Source organism: Streptomyces sp. NPDC034099 (assembly GCF_055575415.1).
In genome coordinates this window covers 283014-300076 of sequence record NZ_JBVISR010000003.1, presented here as the reverse complement: position 1 = coordinate 300076, position 17063 = coordinate 283014, and the positions used below count along the sequence as shown (strand labels likewise).

Here is a 17063-nt window from a genome sequence, read left to right as displayed (position 1 = left end):
CCGCGCGGCGGACGCCAGGAATGACCACGGGGAACAAACCGGCAGTGGATCGTCCGGATCTCGTCCTACGGTGAGCCCAGGCAACGAAGGGAACCGATCATGGACATTCTGCTCATCGGCGGCCTGTGGCTGGACGGATCCGTGTGGGAACGCGTCGCGACCGCGCTGGAGTCGCTGGGCCACCGTCCGGTGCCGCTCACCCTCCCGGGGCAGGGGGACGGCGCGTCGAACGCCACGCTCGACGATCAGGTGGCGGCCGTGCTGGCCGCGGTGGACGCGGCACCCGGCAAGCCCATGGTGGTGGGCCATTCCGCGGCCTGCGGACTGGCCTGGCTGGCCGCCGACCGGCGGCCGGAGCGGCTGGCCAAGGTCGCGCTCATCGGCGGCATTCCGGCCTCGGACGGCCGGCCGTACGCCGACTTCTTCGAGGTCAGGGACGGAGCGATGCCCTTTCCCGGCTGGGAGCCCTTCCAGGGGCCCGATGCCGCCGACCTCGACGAGGCGGCCAGGCGTGAGCTGGCGGCGGCCGCGATTCCGGTGCCCGAAGCCGTGGCCGGGGGCGTGGTGCGACTGACCGACGAGCGCCGGTTCGAGGTTCCGGTCGTGGTCGTGTGCCCCGAGTTCACACCCGCCCAGGCGCGGAAGTGGATCGACGGGGGCGATGTCCCGGAACTCGCCCGGGCCGAGCGCGTCGACTTCGCGGACATCGACTCGGGACACTGGCCCATGATCTCCAAGCCGGCCGAGCTGGCCCGGGTCCTGGCCGCGGCGGCCGAGGCGGGCTGACGGGCGCCGTGCTGCGCCGGGGAGGGGGCGCGGCCGGGGTTCAGGCGTGCAGGACGGGCCCGTCCGGCCGGTGATCACCGGGTGACCCTGTACCCGGTGATCACCGGGTACAGGGTCACCTGGACCCGGTCGACCAGGCCGGCGGCCATCAGCGCCCGGTTCATCGACAGGCTGCCGTGCGAGCGCAACGGCATCGCGGACTCCTCCTTGAGCCGGGGCGACGACGTCGACGGCGTCGCCGCATCCGGGTGCCCCAGAGGTCACGTACCTCGCTGCCCTCGGTGCCGGCGGCCGGCATCTGCGCGAAAGCCGGTAGCCGTGGGCCCCGAAGCCCATTCGCTTCTCCTCCCCGTACTGGGCGAGGCGGTGGTCGAGCAGCTCGGGTCCCTGCTTTCCCCATTAGCCGGTCCAGTCGCCGCCGGCGGCGCCGAAGCAGTCGAGGCTGGAGAAGACGTCATGTCCTTCGTCCGGACGGCTGGTGGGCTCAGTGGAGGCAGAGGCAGAACGGGTGGCCGGCCGGGTCCGCGTAGACGCGCCAGTTGGCGCCCGGACGGAGCTGGTCCGTCCGTTCCAGGACGGTCGCGCCGAGTGCGAGCGCCCGCTTCTCCTCGCCTTCGAGGTCGTCGACGTCGAAGTCCAGGTGGAGCTGCTGCGGGCGGTCCTGGCCGGGCCATTCGGGCGCCCGGTAGCCGTCCACCCGCTGGCAGGCCAGCGGCGTTCCCTCGAAGCCGTGCACCTCGATCCAGTCGGAGTCGTCCGGATCCGCGACCACGCGCCCGCCGAGCAGTTCCGCGTAGAACTCTGCGAGCCGTACCGGATCGGCACAGTCCAGCGCGACCGCCTGCAGCTTTCGAATCACGTCCGACACTCCTCGCTCTGGGGGCCCTGGCGTTACGCCCTCGCACGGAGAGGGTCCTACCCGGGGCGGCGGTGGGCATGCACGACGGCAGGCCGGGTGGAACTCCATCTGTCCTCCCATTGCACTTGGTATTGCACGCGGTGCGTGCATAATGGGTTCAAGGGCATGTCGCAGAGCTTGGGAAGGACACGTGCCGTGAGTGACTCTCTGGACCCCGAGGTACTGGACGCGGCCATCGAGAACGTCCATCGCGCCGGGATGCCGGGCCTGTTCGCCGAGGTGTGGGACGGAGACGAGGTCTGGCGGGGCGCCGCCGGGGTCGCCGATGTCGCCACCGGCCGTCCGATCGGCGCCGACATGCGCCACCGTGTCGGCAGCATCACCAAGACCTTCACCGCCGCCGCGGTCCTGCAGCAGGTCGAGCGGGGCCGCATCGGTCTGGACACGCCGATCGGCCGGTACCTGCCGGGACTGCTTCCCGGCGAACGCGGCGACGCCGTCACGGTCCGGATGCTGCTGAACCACACCAGCGGTCTCGCCGAGTACCTCCCCCACGCCTACGCGTCGCTCAAGGCGTTCCCCGCCCTCGCGGACACCGGGCCCCAGAGCCTGGAGGACCACCGGTTCACCCGTTTCGAACCCGCCGAACTGATCGAACTCGGGGTGGCCGCGCCCGCCGTGGGCATCCCGGGCGGCACTCCGGGCCTGTACTCGAACACCAACTACCTGATCCTGGGCCTGCTCCTGGAGGAGGTGACCGGCACCACCGCCGAGCGGTGCATCACCCGGAACGTCATCGAGCGCGCCGGGCTCCAGGACACCGAACTGCCCACCGGACCGTACGTGGGCGAGCCGCACTCGCGCCTCTACGAGGCCTGGTTCGGCATGATCGACCCGCCGCGCGACTACAGCGTCTACGACATGTCGTGGGTGGGTCCCGCCGCCTCGCTGATATCCACCGTCGCGGACCTCAACCGCTTCTTCGGGATGCTGCTGGCCGGTGAGATCGTCAGCCCGTCGTCGCTCGCGCAGATGCGGCGCACCGTGCCGGTCGTCTCCCAGGAGGGCCGGACGATCGAGTACGGTCTCGGCCTGCACCCGATGGAGGCACCTGGTCAGGACACCTTCTGGGGCCACGGCGGCACGGCCTGGGGCGCCGGGGCCCTGGCCGTGATCAGCGCCGACGGCAGGCGGCGCATGGCCGTCGCGGTGAACCTCCAGCGGTGGAACGCGCTCGACCCCTCGGGCCGGCCGCGGCCCCACCCCATCGACGAGGCCCTCGCGGCCTTCCACCGCGTGGCGATGTACGGCTGACCGGGCCGCGGAGCATCGGGCGGATCACGCGCGCGAGTCAGCGTGTCGGGGCGTCGACGGAGCGCAGGACGCGGAACCGGCCGGGTCGCGCCGGATCCCGGTCGACGACCTGGACCGGCGCCCAGGCCCATTGCCACACGCCGACGCCCGGCGTGCGGGTGAACCGGATCCGTCCGCGGGTGCCCTCGGCCGAGACGCTCGCCCAGGATTCGGCGGTCCACGCCCGGTCGGTGCCGTGCGAGCGCAGGGCCTCGGCGAGGACGGCCACCGTGTCGTAGCCCTCGAAGGCGACGAAGGACGGCGCATCGGCCAGCCTTTCGCGCAGGACCGTCCCGACGCGTGTGCCGAGTGGGCCGAGGCGCTCGGGCAGGTAGCGCAGGAACGGCACCGCCGCACCGTCGCCACCCAGCGACGTCGCCCATGCGGCGGACTCAGGTTGCCCGGCCGGGGCACCGATCAGCATTTCCGCCAGGCGCGGGTCACGGCGGACGGACCGGACGATCGACACGGCCGGCTCGGGGTGACCGACCAGCAGGAGCAGGGCGGTCGCGTGACCGTCGACGAGTGCGTCGCACACCGACACGGGGGCCGACTCCCGCATGTCGACCTCGACGACGGTGCCGCCGCGTGGCGCGAGGTGGTCCCGCAGGATGCGGGCACCGGACGCCCAGTAGACGCTCGGCTCGGCGGCTGCGACGATGCGTCGGTGGCCCGCGGCGAGGAGGAAGTCCGCGTAGATCCGCCAGCCGAGGGACTGCGCCGGGGCGAGACGCGCGACCCAGGGCGTCGGCTGCTCGGTGAGCGCGTCGAGCACGGCCGACGAGCACAGGAACGGCAGGCCGAGGGCGTCGGCCCGGGCGGCGGCGGCGCGCGCGACGACGCTGTGGTACTCCCCCGCCAGGGCGGCCACGCCCAGCCGGGCCAGCTCGTCCACGGCCGCCGCGGCCCGGTGCGGATCGGCCGCCGTGTCCCGGACCACCAGTTCGAGTGGTCTGCCCTCGATGCCGTCGGCGTCGTTGACCTCGCGCACGGCCAGCTCCATCCCCGCGATGAGGTGCCGGCCCGCCTCCTCCCAGCCGGGCCGGGTCAGCGGCGCGAGAGCGCCGATCCGAACACGCGCGTTCATCTCGTCCCGCCCCGGCGGACGCACCTCGCTGATCATGGCCGACATTGCACCCGCCACCGGCACCGGGGGCAACCGATTATGCGTACCGCCGGCCGCTGACCAGGTTGGTCGGCATGTCGCTGCCGCCACAGGTCCACCGGACCGCGTCCGCCTTCCTGTCCGCGATTTCCGTGAGCGTGTTGGCCAAACGCCCGGACCGTGCGCGCTTGGCGGCGCTCGCCGTGGCGCACCTGCACGGTGAACTGGTCGAGAGTCCGGCGGAGGCGGGCGAGCCGGACGCCGTGGAGTGGTGCGTGCTCGGCGTCAGCCGCCTGCATCACCTGCTCGCGACGGGTTCCCTCACCTCCAGGCGCGGCGCGGGCCGGTACGCCCTGACCGCCATCGATCCGCGCCGGCACCCGATCGTCCTCGAAACGTCACCCTTCCGCGAGAGCCACCGCATCAGGTGACGGTGAGTCAGGTGACGTCGAGGTCGGCGTACAGCATGTCGTGGTCCGAGTACTCGGTGTGGACCACCCGGTGCTCGACGGGGGCGATGCCGCGCAGAAAGACGTAGTCGAACTTGCTCTGCCAGTCCGTGGTCGGCTCGCAGGTGCCGACGGGCGAGGGATGGCACTGCGGGTCGGTGTCGGTGGCCAGGGCCCACATCGGGTCGAGTTCGGGGGCGTCCGGCACGGCGTTGAAGTCGCCGAGGACTATGGCGCGGTCCCGCCGGGCGACTTCGGTGGCGAGTTCGCGGACCTGGCCCTTCCTGAACTCCTCCTGGCGCCGCTGGGCGAGGTGGGTGTTGAAGACCCGGACGGACCGGCCACCCACCTCGGTGGTGACGGCGAGGTATCCGCGGTCCTCGGATCCGCCGTCGGGGTATTCGACGTTGACCCGGTCCGTCATCGGTGCCGCCGACAGGATGGCCTGGCCGAAGCCCCCCGGGTTCCACGGCGCTCCCCCGCAGCGGCCCCAGTTCTCCAGGACCGTCCCGTACTCGACGTGGTAGACCAGCCCGTGGAAGGCCTCCAGGTAGTCCCGGATCCGGTCGACGTCGCGTGCGCAGGCTTCCTGCACGCCGATGACCTGGGGCGCGTGCGCGGCTATCTCCGCGGCCCGGTCGAGGTTGCTCGCGTCGCAGGGGTTGCACAGGTTCCACGTCATGACCCGGTTCGGCACGACGTCCTTGACCGCTTCCACGGGCAGCGACCTGCCCGACAGGGCGCCGCCGGGGGCGCTGGGGCCCATCAGCGCCAGGCAGGCCAGCGCCACGGCGCATACGAGCAATCGCGAGCCGCCGCTTTTGAGCACCGCCGCCTCCTCGGTGTGGACACACAGGACAACTGACGTTTCCACGGACGAGGTTATGGCACGGGGGCGCGGGCCCCGGCGCCGCTGTGCCGCTCCCGCGCCCCGCTAACCCGCCTCGCGGCGACGGATCACCGGCGGGTCCGGGAGCCGCCAGTCGCCTCCGCGGTCCTCCTTCGCGTGGCGGGCGACGAATTCGGGGACGCCCAGGCGGCAGGCCAGTGCCGTGACCGCGTGGAGGGCGTCGATGGTCCGTTGGTTCCCGGGCATGCCCAGGCGCAGCAGGCGTGGTTTCACCTCGGCCTGGATCGCGTCCACGAACGGCCGCAGCACGCTGTCGTAGTTGGCCAGGGCGGTGGGCAGGTCGTGGCCGTGCCGGTTGAGCTCGCCGGCCAGGACGTAGGCGCCGACCAGGCCGCCGGAGGTGCCCATGCCGCTGTAGGGGGACGCGCAGTGTGCCGCGTCGCCGACCAGGACCACACGGCCCCGGGACCAGGTGTCCGTGCGCACCTGCACGACCTCCTGGGAGTAGAAGCTCTCCGTCCCCCGCATGCCTTCGAGGAACCGCGCGGTCTGCCATCCCGCGTCGCGGAACCTGTCGGTCCAGAACTGCTTCTGGCGTTCGACCGGTTCGCGGTGGACGGCCGAGGCTTGCGCGGACCGCTCCCGCAGGACGAAGTAGACCTGGGTCTCGGTCGGATGGTGGCTCCTGCGCATGATCATCCGGCCGCCGGGCGCGTGGTAGGTGTCACGGATGCCACTGTCCGACGCGATGCGCGGGACGAACCAGTAGGCCATGTGGATCCCCACGCGCCAGTACGGGTCGGGGGTGCCGGGCGGCAGGAGGGCCCGGCGGATGCGCGAGCCCTGCCCGTCCGCGCCGACGAGGAGGTCGAACGCCTCGGACGAGCCGTCGGAGAAGTGGGCGACGACCCGCTTCTCGTCCTGCTCGAAGCGCTCCACACTCGTGCCGAACACGTGGTCAACGTCCTTGCGCGTCGCGTCGTGGAGGATGCGTACCAGGTCCCCGCGCATGATCTCGTACTCGGACGTCAGGGTCTGACGGCCCCGGCCGGAGGTGTTGGCCATGATCGTCCCCCTTTTCCTGCCCCGGCGGTCCACGAAGGCGACCCCCGCCTCGTCCACGAGCCTGCTTCTGACGGCGTCCAGGAGCCCCATGCGCTCGACGGCGTCGATGCCCTGCCCGCGCAGGTCCACCTGCGCACCCGTGGCCCGCAGCGCGGGGAAGCGTTCGACGACTCTCACCCGGTGGCCGCCCCGGGCGAGCCAGTGGGCCAGCGCCTCACCGGCGATCCCACCGCCGCAGATGAGGACCTTCAGGCGGTCGCCGCCCGGCGATCCGTGGGTCATGCCGCACCTCTTTTTCTATCGGTGATAGGTACGCTTTGCAGCGTCACCTATCGGCGATAGATTGTCAATGTGGCGAAGATGAACCGCGAGACCGTCCTCACCGAGGTGCTCGACCTGCTGGACGAGGTCGGCCTGGACGCCGTCAGCACGAGACAGCTGGCCAGACGTCTGGGCGTCGAGCAGCCGTCGCTCTACTACCACTTCCGGAACAAGAAGGAGCTGCTCAGCGCCATGAGCGAGGCCGCGATGGCCCCGCACGCGACGGCTCCGCTGCCGACGCCCGCCGACGACTGGCGCGACTGGTTCCTGGAGAACACGCGCAGCTTCCGGCGCACCCTGCTGCTGCGCCGCGACGGCGCACGACTCCACGCCGGGAGCAGCCCCGGCGGGGCCGACCTGGACCGGATCGCCCACAAGATGGCGTTCCTGACCGCGGCGGGCGTACCGGAGGAGCATGCGCGGACGGCGATGCTGGCCGCGGGCCGCTTCACGGTCGGCAGCGTCCTGGAGGAGCAGGCGGACACCGGCCCCGGCGACCGCGGGGACCGTACGGCCGCCGCGCCGGCCGGCCTGCCCCTGGACGTACCGCCGATGGACCACGAGTCGGCCTTCGAGGCGGGGCTGGCCCTCATCCTCGAAGGTCTGGAGCAGCAGGTGAGGCGCGCGGGATGAGCCGCAACCGTCGGCCGGGGGACGCTTTATGCTCGCTCGCATGGATACCGAGGCGGTGCGCTCGTTCGTCCGCGCGGCCGAGCTGGGACAACTGCGGCACGCGGCCGACGAGCTGGGGGTGACGCAGCAGGCCGTCTCGAAGCGGATCGCGACCCTTGAGCGCACACTCGACGTCCGGTTGTTCACCCGTACCGCCCGAGGGGTCGAGCTGACCCTCGACGGGCAGGCCTTCCTGCCGCACGCGCGGAACGTCGTCGCACATGCCGATCGTGCCGTCGCCGCGATCCGACGGGGCTCGCGGGCGCTGCGGATCGACGTTCTCGGCCTGCGGAGCGCGCAGGCCGTCGTCCTGCACGACTACTGGCGCTCACATCCGGAGACCGCACTGGACGTGGTGACGCTCAAGGTCGACGATCCGCGGCTGGCGGTGGCCGCCGTGCGGGCGGGCGACGTCGACGCCTCCTTCCGCTCGGTCACCGATCCGGCCGCCCTTCCGCACGAGCTACGGATGATCCACGCCTTCCACTCCCCGCTGGAACTCGTCGTCGGCCCGGGACACCCGCTCGCCTCCGCTCGCGCCGTGACACCGGCCCAGTTGCGCGGACACCGGATCTGGGTGCCCGGTATCGCGCCGGGCAGCGAATGGGCGGACTTCTACGACCAGCTCACGACCGCGTTCGACCTCCGCGTGGACGCCGCGGGCCCGAACTTCGGCAACGAGGTGCTCCTCGACATCCTCGCCGACTCCGACGACGTGGCCACCCTCGTGGGCTCGCGCGACCGGTACGTCTGGCCGACCGGCCACGACCTGCGCCGCATCCCCATCGCACGGCCGACGCTCGCCTACCCGCTCTCGCTCATCCTCCCCCGCGAGAATCCGCACCCCGGCCTGCGGGCGGTCATCACCCACTTCGCGAGCCTGGCCCCGCTGCCCGAGGACATCTGGCTGCCTTCCTGGGCAACGGCACCGCACCGTGGCGACGGCGGCCGCGGTCACGCCCCGCGCTGACGTCGCGAGGCCCCCGGCAGAACACGCATCCCTCGCGAGGCGCTACTGCTCCACGATCGCCTCGACGATGCGCATCAGCCGCTCCCCCGCCCGATCGACGCTTCCGTTCTGCGTGCTGACCTGCGCCCCTTCGAGCACGAAGGTGATCTGGGCGGCGACCTGCTCGGGGTCGGGCAGCCCCGCCCCGGCGCACATGCCGACCAGCCTGCGGGTCTGACTGGCCTTGTGCTCCTCGATCACCTGGCGCGCGGGATGGGAGCGGTCGGGCAGTTCGGCGAGGGAGTTGACGAAGGGACACCCCCGGTACGAGAGCGCCGGCAGCCCGTCGGCGATGAAGCGGGCCAGGCCCAGGATCTGCTCCCGGGGCCTGCCGGGGTGCTCGGCCTCGACGCGGTCGAAGGCCGCCTGGTACTCGGCGGCCAGGATCCGCAGCCATTCGGCGACCAGCGCGTCCTTGGTCTCGAAGTGCCGGTAGATCGCCATCTTGGTGGTCTCGGCCTTCTCGGCGATCGCCTGGACGCCCACGCGCCGGATGCCCTCGCTCTGGAACAGCTCCTCGGCCGCGTCGAGGATGCGCTCGCGGGGCGGCAGCTTCGCCACCCTGCCCGGCCTGGCGGCGGTCGATGTCATGCGTGCTCCGTGACGTCCGGTCGATGGGTCTCTGCGCTCCCTGCTACGGTACCAGTCCGTCCCACTCGATACCGCTCGGTATCGTTCGGGACTCTTGGGTATCGTTCGACGTTCAGGGGAGCGTGACAGTGAGAGTTTCCGAGTACGTGCGCCACGACGCGGTGGGCCTCGCGGAGCTGGTGGCCAAGGGCGAGGTGACCCCCGCCGAGGTGGAGGCCGCCGCGCGCGAGGCCGTGCGGAGGGTCGATCCGCGGATCAACGCCGTGGTGGAGACCTGGCCGGCCGACGACCGCCCGGCGCCCGGCAGCACCCCGCTGGCCGGCGCACCCTTCCTGATCAAGGACTTCGGGGTCGCGATGGCGGGCCGGCGCAGCGAGCTGGGCAGCCGACTCGCGGCCGGGCACGTCGCCCGCTCCGACTCCTTCCTGATGCGGCGCTTCCGCCACGCGGGTCTGGTGACCTTCGGACGCACCGCGACCCCGGAGCTGGCCTACAGCATCACCACGGAACCGGTGCTGTACGGCCCGACCCGCAACCCGTGGGACACCCGGCGGGGCGCCGGCGGATCCAGCGGCGGCGCGGGCGCGGCCGTCGCGGCCGGAGCGGTCCCCCTCGCCCACGCCACCGACGCCGCGGGATCGCTGCGCATCCCCGCCGCGTACAACGGGGTCTTCGGGCTGAAGCCCACGCGCGGCCGGGTCTCCTTGGGCCCCGCCCTCGACGAGGGCTTCAACGGCCTGGCCGTCCAGGGCAGCGTCAGCCGCACCGTGCGGGACAGCGCGGCGCTGCTCGACCTGATACGCGGCCCGGAGCCGGGCGACCCCTACTACGCCGAGCAGCCGTCCCGCCCCTACGCGGAGGAAGTCACGCGCCCGCCGGGCTCGTTGCGCATCGGGGTCCTCGCCCAGGCCTGGGGTGGACGCCACACCGCCGCCCCGGTGGCCGACGCGCTGGCGCGGACCGTGCGTCTGCTGGAATCCCTCGGCCACCGCACGGAGGAGGCCACGGTCGGCCTCGGTGCCGACTGGGAGGAGTTCGTGCTGGCCAACGCGCGTCTGTCGACCGCGAATCTGGCGGCCTCGGTCGACGACCTGGCCGCCGCCCTCGGCCGGCCCGTGGACTCCTCGTCCCTCGAACCGGCGACGCTGGCCGCCCACCGCTACGGGCAGCGGGTCAGCGGACCCCAGTTCGTCGCCGCCCTCACGATCCGCAACCGCGTGGCCCGCGGCCTGGCCCGGTACTTCGCCACCCACGACCTGCTGCTGACCCCCACCCTGCCGGAGCTGCCCCCGCTGCTGGGCACCTACGGCGAGGGCGCGGAGGCGCTCGACGGCCTCGGCTGGATCGACCGGCTCAACGACCGCTCCCCGTTCACCATGGCGTTCAACGTGGCGGGCACACCCGCCATGTCCGTTCCGCTGACGGCCGACCCGGGGACGGGGCTCCCGGTCGGCATGCAGTTCGCCGCCGGGTACGGGCGGGAAGACCTCCTCTTCCGCCTCGCCGGACAGCTCGAACGGGCCCAACCGTGGTCGGACCGAACTCCTGGCGTGTGGGCGGGGAACGTTCCCGCTCCGGTGGCTTCCTGAGGCCACCGGGCCGCGGAATATCCAGGTGCCGGCGGGCGCCCGGAGCGTTATCTTCGTGGCATGAACGTCATCGGCAGAAGCACCTTCGCGACCGCGCGAGCGACCAGCTCGCCGGTTGCCGCCGTCTGACCTTCCCCTCTTCCACCGGCGACCGGAAACGGCCCGTCGGTGGTTCCCGCGGCGTTCCGCCGCCTTCGCCTCGGTGCGAGGACCGCACGGTTCCGTTCTCCGGTGCCTCTCCGCCCCGAAGCGAAGGAGTCACCCCATGGACACCGAGCAGATCATCCGCACGTTCGTCGAGTACTACGAGGATCAGGGTCACCGCCGGATCACCGGCTCGACGCTGCTGACCGAGCCGGGCGACCCCGTGCTGTTCACCAGCGCCGGCATGCATCCGCTCACCCCGTACCTGGAGGGCCGCCCCCACCCGCTGGGCCGGCGGCTGGTCAACGTACAGCGCTGTCTGCGCACCACGGACCTGGACGAGGTCGGCGACAGCACCCATCTGACGGTGTTCCAGATGCTCGGCACCTGGTCGCTGGGCGACTACGGGGGCTCGCGGAGTCTCGACTGGGGCTACCGGCTGCTCACCGAGGGGCTGGGCGTCGACCCGGGCCGGCTGCACGCCACCGTGTACGGAGGTGACGAGCAGGTCGGCCCGGACACCGAGTCACTGCGGCTGTGGCAGGAGCGCGGCGTCCCCGTGGAGCCGACGGTGGACGACAACTGGTGGTCCAACGGGCCGGTCGGCCCGTGCGGACCCGACTCGGAGATCTTCCTGTGGAGCGGTGACACCCCGCCCCGGTCCACGCCCACCGGCGACGACCGCTGGGTGGAGGTGTGGAACCACGTGATGATGCGCCACCGCCGGCTCGACGACGGCCGCCTCGTGCCGCTGCCGCAGCGCAACGTCGACACCGGCCTCGGCCTGGAGCGCCTCGCCGCCCTCCTGCAAGGCAGGTCGTCGGTGTTCGAGTGCGACGTCTTCGAGCCGTGGCGGCGGCTGGTGCCCGCCCTGTGGCCGCTGGACGAACCGTCGTTCCGGGTGGTCTGCGACCACCTCCGGTCGGCCGTCGTGATCATCGGCGACGGAGTCCGGCCGTCCCACACCGGCCGGGGCCATGTGCTGCGCCGCCTGGTGCGACGGCTGCTCACCGTGCTGTGGAGGGACGACCCCTCGCGGGTGCTCGGGGACCTGCCGGACGAGTTGATCACGCACACCCTGGGTCACTTCCGCCAGGACGCCGACCCCGGCCTCGTACGGCGCCTGCTGGTGGAGGAGGAGCGCAGGTTCCGGCGGCTCCTGGACCGCGGCCGGAACGTGCTCGCCCGGCCCCGCTTCCGGGGCCCGCTGGGAGAGGAGGACTTCCACTACCTCCATGACACCCACGGTCTGCCGCGCGAGCTGGTGACGGGCCTGCTCGAGGGCGAGTACCCGGAAACGGACGGTGTGGGGACCGTGCGGTCCTGACGCTCCGTCAGCCGGTGCGACGGACGGGGCGCCTACGGCGCTGGACGGCGCCGTAGGTCGCTTCGAGGGCCGTCGTCGCCGCGTCGTAGGAGCGCTGGGCGACACCGACGAAGAGGCAGTCGATGACGGCCAGTTGGGCGATGCGGCTGACGGTGGCGCCGGAGCGGAACGGCGTTTCCCGCGCGCAGGTCGTCAGCACCAGGTCGGCGCTGGTCGCGAGCGTGGAGCCCGGGTCGTTGGTCAGGGCGACGGTGGTGGCTCCGCGCTCGGCCGCGGCCTGGAGGGGCTCGATGGTGTCCTCGGTCTCCCCCGAGTGGGAGACGGCCAGGGCCACGTCGCCGGGCCCCAGCAGGGCCGTCGCGGTGAGCGCCGCGTGCCGGTCGCTCCAGATGAAGGCCATCCGGCCTATGCGGTGCAGCTTCTGGTGCAGGTCCTGGCCGACGAACGCGCTGGCCCCCACACCGAAGATGTCGACCCTGCGGGCCTCGGCCACCGCGTCGACCGCCCGGCCCAGCGCGTCCACGTCGAGTTCGGCGCCCGAGTCCTCCAGGGCCCGGACCTCGTTGTAGATGATCTTGCTGACTATCCGGTCGAGCGAGTCCGTCGGGCTGATGTCGGTGCCGCCCTGCGCCGCCCGCTCGCCGCCCAGCGCGTGCTCCCGCGCGGCGGCGGCGGCCAGCGCCAGGCGCAGCTGGGGGTAGTTGCCCGTGCCGATGGTGCGGCAGAACCGCATCACGGTGGCCGCCGAGGTGCTCGCCCGCTCCCCCAGCGCGTGGATGGACAGCTCCGCGACCTGCCCCGGATCGGCGAGGACCACGTCGGCCACCCGCCGTTCGGAGGGGGCCAGGGAGGGCCGTGCCGCGCGGACGCGGGTGAGGATGTCGGCGAGCGGGGCGTCCTGGGCGGACGGCTCCGGCACGCCGGACGAGGACTGGCGGACCATGGCCCCTCCTGGATGTGGTGCACACAGGGTAAGGGGGTGACCCGGGGAGGTCAAAAAGTTACGTGGTGAGCAACTAGACGTTACTTATTGACATCCGGAGGGCGGCGTTCCCATACTCGGACGGCGATCCGCGCCGGTCACCGACGACCCGGTGGCTCTCGACGTGCCGGGTCTCTCGGGCAAAGGGCAGGCCGTATGACTTCAGTAGTGGCGGTAGATCTCGGGAAGACCGGTTGCCGCGCCATGCTGTGGAACAGCGCCGACTCGTCACGGGCCGTCAGTTCGGTGGCCGGCGCTCCCGGTCTGGCGGCGCCCGACGGGGTGGCGGCGGCCCGTGCGGCCGTGCGCGCCGCCGTCGAGCCGCTCCTTCGGGAGCCGGGCGGTGCCCGGCCGGACTCCGTCCTCGTGGGCGCCGCCGGAGCGGCTTCGGCTCCCGCCGCGGCCCGCTCCCTGGTGGACGCCCTCCTGGCGGACCTGCCCGTCCAGGAGGCCGCCGTCACCAGCGACGCCGTCACCGCCCACGCCGGCGCGCTCGGCGGCCGGGCCGGTGTGGTGCTGGCGATCGGCACCGGATCGGTCGCGGTCGGCATCGGTGCCGACGGGACGTACGCGCGCGTCGACGGGTGGGGCCCCCTGCTCGGCGACGACGGCAGCGGCGCCCGGATCGGCACGGCGGGACTGCGCGCGGCCCTGCGCGCCCACGACGGGCGGGGCCCGGCCACCGTGCTGCTGGACGCGGCCGTCGGCCTCTTCGGCGACCTCGAACGGCTGCCGTCGACTGTCGGCAGGGACGGCAATCCGGCCCGTACGGCTGCCTCGTTCGCCCCCGAGGTGGCCCGCGCCGCCGACGCGGGGGACGCCGTGGCCTCGGTGATCGTCCGGGACGCGGCCGCCGACCTGGCCGGGACCGCGCTCGCGGCGGCCGGCCGGATCACCGCGGGCGGCGCCCCGGTGCCGATGGCCGTCACCGGTGGTCTGACCGGTCTCGGCCCGGCCCTGATGGCACCGCTGACCGCCGCCCTCACCGGTTCCGGGCTCCCCGTGCGGCTCACGTCCCCGCTCGGCGACCCCCTCGACGGGGCCCGGCTGCTGGCCCTGGACCGCGCGACCCCTCATGCCTCTCTCGTCGTCCGCGTCCACCGGACGACCGCCAGTTCCCCCCTCCCCACGCCGGCGACCCCACCGGCCAGTGCCTAGGAGCAAGCGTGCGCCAGCTCGACCTCGTGGTGATCGTGGTCTATCTGATCGGGATCGCCTGGATCGGCCTGCGGAAGGCAGGCCGGCAGAAGTCGGCGAAGGACTACTTCGTCGGTGAAGGCCACATGCCGTGGTGGACGGTCTCCTTCTCCGTCGTCGCCACGGAGACCAGTGTGCTCACGGTGATCAGCGTCCCCGGCGGCGCCTACAGCGGCCAGGGGTTCGGCAACGTCGAACTCGCCCTGGGCTACGTCATCGGCCGCGTGGTCGTGGCCACCGTACTGATCCCCCTCTACAAGCGCGGCGGCTTCGTCAGCGCCTACCAGTACCTGGGCGACCGGTTCGGGCTGAAGCTGCAGGGACTCGCCTCGGTGACCTTCGTGTTCACCCGGCTCCTGGCCGAGGGCGTGCGGCTGTTCGCCTCCGCCATCCCCATCAAGCTGCTGCTCGACGAGTTCGGTGTGCACGCCAGCTACCGCGTGATCATCGTCGTGATCACGCTGATCACCGTCGTCTACACCTATCTGGGCGGCATCAAGGCGGTCATCTGGACCGACGCCATCCAGATGGTCCTCTATCTCGGCGGCGCGGTCCTCGCCGTGGCGGTGCTCTCCGCCCACGTCGGCGGTGACGGCTACGCGCGTGCCCTGGACGCCGGGAAGTTCACGCTCTTCGACACCGACTTCAACCTCGCCCACATCCTCACCAGCCCGTTCGCCCTGCCCACGGCCATCATCGGCGGCGCCATCTTCGCCATGGCCTCGCACGGCTCCGACCAGCTGATCGTCCAGCGCGTGCTGGCGACGAGGACGCTGCGCGAGGGCCAGAAGGCCATGATCGCCTCGGGTGTCTTCGTCACCATCCAGTTCGCCGCGTTCTCCCTGGTCGGCGCACTGCTGTGGTCGTACAACGAGGGCAAGTCCTTCTCGGAGCTGGGGCTGTCCAGCTCCGACAACCTCTACCCCGAGTTCATCCTGCACGGGCTGCCCGTGGTGGTCTCGGGCCTGCTCGTGGCCGGCATCCTGGGCGCCGCGATGGGTTCGCTGTCCTCGGCGCTGAACTCCATGTCGAACTCGACGGTCGCCGACATCATCCACAGCTTCTTCCGCACCACACCGTCCGAGGAGGCGCTGCTCAGGCTCGCCCGCTGGATGACGCTGGTGTGGGCGACGCTCATGGCGGTCTTCGCCTGCGCGTTCAGCGCGAGCACCGGCAACGTGTACCTCACCGGACTGACCATCGCGGGCTACACCTACGGCGCGCTGCTCGGCGCGTTCCTGCTGGGGCGGCTCGTCAAGCGTGCCAACGAGGTCGACTCGATCGTGGCCTTCCTGGTCACCATCGGGGTGATGACGTACATCGTGCGCGGGGTGAAGATCGACGTCACCACGGGCGGGACCACGGTGTCCCAGGCGATCGCGGCCCAGTGGCTCGTGCCGATCGGCGTCCTGATCACCCTGCTCGTCGGCGGTGTGCTGAGCCTGTTCCACCGGGCGCCGGAGTCCGCGGGGGGCACCGCACTCGACGAGGAACCTGGCGCCGGACCCGACCAGCTGACCACCACGGCCGGCCGGAACTGATCCCGTCCCGGCCCGCCCAACCCCTCGCAGGAGTGCATCGTGCGTGTGATCGGCCTGATGTCAGGCACGTCCTACGACGCCATCGAGGCGGCCGCCGCCGACCTCGAACTACAGGGTGAAGCCCTGGTGATGCGGCCGCTGGGCCACTTCTCGGCGCCCTACCCGGACGAGCTGCGCGACCTGATCGCGGGCAGCCTGCCTCCGGCGGCGGCGACGCTCCGGGACGTCGCCCGGCTCGACACCGGCGTCGGGCAGGCGTTCGCCGACGTGGCCGTGCGGGCCGTGCGCGAGCTGTGCGGGGGCGGCGCCGATCTGGTGGTCTCGCACGGGCAGACCATGTACCACTGGGTCGAGGACGGCACCGTGCGCGGCACCCTCCAGCTCGGCCAGCCCGCCTGGATCGCCGAGGCGACCGGTCTGCCCGTCGTCTCCGACCTGCGCGGCAGGGATGTCGCGGCCGGCGGCCAGGGGGCGCCGCTGGTCGCCATGACCGACGCCCTGGCCCTGGCCGCGCTGCCCGGCGTCCCCGCCGCCCTCAACCTGGGCGGGATCGCCAACGTCACCGTCGTCGCCCCCGGCGCCGAGCCGCTGGCCTTCGACACCGGACCCGCCAACGCTCTGATGGACGCCGCCGTACGGCACTTCACCGACGGTGCGGCCGAGTACGACGAGGACGGACGCCGGGCCGGGGCGGGCCGGGCGGATCCGGCGCTGCTGCGGGTGCTGCTGGACGACCCCTACTACGGCAGGCCGGCTCCGAAGAGCACCGGCAAGGAGCGGTTCCACCTGCCGTACCTGCTCGGGGCGCTCGCGGCGGCGCCCGTCGCGGAACCCGACGACGTCCTGGCGACCCTGGCCCGGCTCACCGCCGTCACGGTGGCCGACGCCTGCCGCGCGCACGGCGTCACGCGGCTCGTCGTGTCCGGCGGTGGCGCGCACAACCCCGTGCTGATGGGCATGCTCGCCGAGGAGCTGCCCGGGGTGGCCCTCGGCTCGAGCGACGCGCTCGGCCTGCCGTCCGACGCCAAGGAGGCGCTGGCCTTCGCCCTCCTGGGCTTCCTGACCGTCAACGGCCTGCCCGGCGCCATCCCCTCCGGTACGGGGGCGCGCCGGGCGTCGCTGCTCGGCAGCATCACACCCGGGCGGGAGCCCCTGCGGCTGCCCGAGCCCGCCGGCGAGCCGCCCCGGATGCTGCGCGTCGTCGGCGGGCACTGAGCGCCTCC

At 72.6% G+C, this 17063-nt stretch carries 16 protein-coding genes and 1 pseudogene; 10 read left to right on the top strand and 7 right to left on the bottom strand.

Annotated features, from left to right (window positions below; translation table 11 throughout):
* The first annotated feature begins 99 nt into the window (after window positions 1–99).
* Window positions 100–786 carry an alpha/beta fold hydrolase gene (locus tag ACZ56V_RS10260; RefSeq protein WP_467379195.1) on the top strand — a complete coding sequence of 229 codons (687 nt, stop codon included), beginning with the start codon at window positions 100–102 and terminating at the stop codon, window positions 784–786.
* Window positions 787–878: 92 nt separating this feature from the next.
* On the opposite strand, the pseudogene ACZ56V_RS10255 reads toward ACZ56V_RS10260, so the two are convergent.
* A pseudogene (locus ACZ56V_RS10255) lies at window positions 879–1242 on the bottom strand (dihydrofolate reductase family protein); the annotation flags it as partial.
* Between the two features lie 28 nt (window positions 1243–1270).
* Window positions 1271–1645: a VOC family protein gene (locus ACZ56V_RS10250; protein ID WP_356372189.1), complete on the bottom strand. Its 375-nt coding sequence runs from the start codon at window positions 1643–1645 to the stop codon at window positions 1271–1273.
* Window positions 1646–1810: 165 nt separating this feature from the next.
* Here ACZ56V_RS10250 and ACZ56V_RS10245 point away from each other — a divergent pair, with 165 nt between their 5' ends.
* On the top strand, window positions 1811–2959 hold the full coding sequence (locus ACZ56V_RS10245) for a serine hydrolase domain-containing protein (RefSeq protein ID WP_468940888.1): 1149 nt from the start codon (window positions 1811–1813) through the stop codon (window positions 2957–2959).
* A gap of 37 nt (window positions 2960–2996) precedes the next feature.
* On the opposite strand, the gene ACZ56V_RS10240 is transcribed toward ACZ56V_RS10245, so the two are convergent.
* On the bottom strand, window positions 2997–4121 hold the full coding sequence (locus ACZ56V_RS10240; RefSeq protein ID WP_468940885.1) for an ABC transporter substrate-binding protein: 1125 nt from the start codon (window positions 4119–4121) through the stop codon (window positions 2997–2999).
* A 170-nt stretch (window positions 4122–4291) separates the two neighbouring features.
* Between ACZ56V_RS10240 and ACZ56V_RS10235 the strand changes: the two genes are divergently transcribed.
* A complete protein-coding gene (locus ACZ56V_RS10235; protein ID WP_398909756.1) occupies window positions 4292–4534 on the top strand; it encodes a hypothetical protein in 243 nt (80 codons plus the stop codon).
* A 7-nt stretch (window positions 4535–4541) separates the two neighbouring features.
* Here the strand turns inward: ACZ56V_RS10235 and ACZ56V_RS10230 are convergent, their stop codons facing one another.
* Both ACZ56V_RS10230 and ACZ56V_RS10225 read right to left on the bottom strand, forming a co-directional pair.
* Complete coding sequence (locus ACZ56V_RS10230) at window positions 4542–5408, bottom strand: endonuclease/exonuclease/phosphatase family protein (RefSeq protein WP_468941623.1); 867 nt, start codon at window positions 5406–5408, stop codon at window positions 4542–4544.
* A gap of 78 nt (window positions 5409–5486) precedes the next feature.
* Window positions 5487–6749 carry an FAD-dependent monooxygenase gene (locus ACZ56V_RS10225; RefSeq protein ID WP_467379192.1) on the bottom strand — a complete coding sequence of 421 codons (1263 nt, stop codon included), beginning with the start codon at window positions 6747–6749 and terminating at the stop codon, window positions 5487–5489.
* A gap of 78 nt (window positions 6750–6827) precedes the next feature.
* On the opposite strand from ACZ56V_RS10225, the gene ACZ56V_RS10220 reads away from it, so the two are divergent.
* A complete protein-coding gene (locus ACZ56V_RS10220; protein WP_468941620.1) occupies window positions 6828–7421 on the top strand; it encodes a TetR/AcrR family transcriptional regulator C-terminal domain-containing protein in 594 nt (197 codons plus the stop codon).
* Between the two features lie 40 nt (window positions 7422–7461).
* A complete protein-coding gene (locus ACZ56V_RS10215) occupies window positions 7462–8430 on the top strand; it encodes a LysR family transcriptional regulator (protein ID WP_468940881.1) in 969 nt (322 codons plus the stop codon).
* Window positions 8431–8472: 42 nt separating this feature from the next.
* On the opposite strand, the gene ACZ56V_RS10210 is transcribed toward ACZ56V_RS10215, so the two are convergent.
* Window positions 8473–9060, bottom strand: a complete 588-nt coding sequence (locus ACZ56V_RS10210) for a TetR/AcrR family transcriptional regulator (protein ID WP_398909761.1) — start codon at window positions 9058–9060, stop codon at window positions 8473–8475.
* A 128-nt stretch (window positions 9061–9188) separates the two neighbouring features.
* Here ACZ56V_RS10210 and ACZ56V_RS10205 point away from each other — a divergent pair, with 128 nt between their 5' ends.
* Both ACZ56V_RS10205 and ACZ56V_RS10200 read left to right on the top strand, forming a co-directional pair.
* Complete coding sequence (locus ACZ56V_RS10205; protein WP_468940878.1) at window positions 9189–10649, top strand: amidase; 1461 nt, start codon at window positions 9189–9191, stop codon at window positions 10647–10649.
* 265 nt (window positions 10650–10914) lie between these two features.
* Window positions 10915–12120: an alanine--tRNA ligase-related protein gene (locus ACZ56V_RS10200; protein ID WP_468940875.1), complete on the top strand. Its 1206-nt coding sequence runs from the start codon at window positions 10915–10917 to the stop codon at window positions 12118–12120.
* Window positions 12121–12127: 7 nt separating this feature from the next.
* Here the strand turns inward: ACZ56V_RS10200 and ACZ56V_RS10195 are convergent, their stop codons facing one another.
* On the bottom strand, window positions 12128–13063 hold the full coding sequence (locus tag ACZ56V_RS10195) for a MurR/RpiR family transcriptional regulator (RefSeq protein WP_467379189.1): 936 nt from the start codon (window positions 13061–13063) through the stop codon (window positions 12128–12130).
* Between the two features lie 207 nt (window positions 13064–13270).
* Here ACZ56V_RS10195 and ACZ56V_RS10190 point away from each other — a divergent pair, with 207 nt between their 5' ends.
* From ACZ56V_RS10190 to ACZ56V_RS10180, 3 genes are read left to right on the top strand one after another with little or no spacing between them, the layout of a single operon-like run.
* Window positions 13271–14260, top strand: a complete 990-nt coding sequence (locus ACZ56V_RS10190) for an N-acetylglucosamine kinase (RefSeq protein WP_398909766.1) — start codon at window positions 13271–13273, stop codon at window positions 14258–14260.
* A gap of 8 nt (window positions 14261–14268) precedes the next feature.
* A complete protein-coding gene (locus ACZ56V_RS10185; protein WP_467379188.1) occupies window positions 14269–15840 on the top strand; it encodes a sodium:solute symporter in 1572 nt (523 codons plus the stop codon).
* Window positions 15841–15879: 39 nt separating this feature from the next.
* The gene (locus ACZ56V_RS10180; RefSeq protein WP_468940871.1) at window positions 15880–17055 is read left to right on the top strand and encodes an anhydro-N-acetylmuramic acid kinase; all 1176 of its coding nucleotides are present in this window, start codon (window positions 15880–15882) and stop codon (window positions 17053–17055) included.
* Window positions 17056–17063 lie beyond the last annotated feature (8 nt).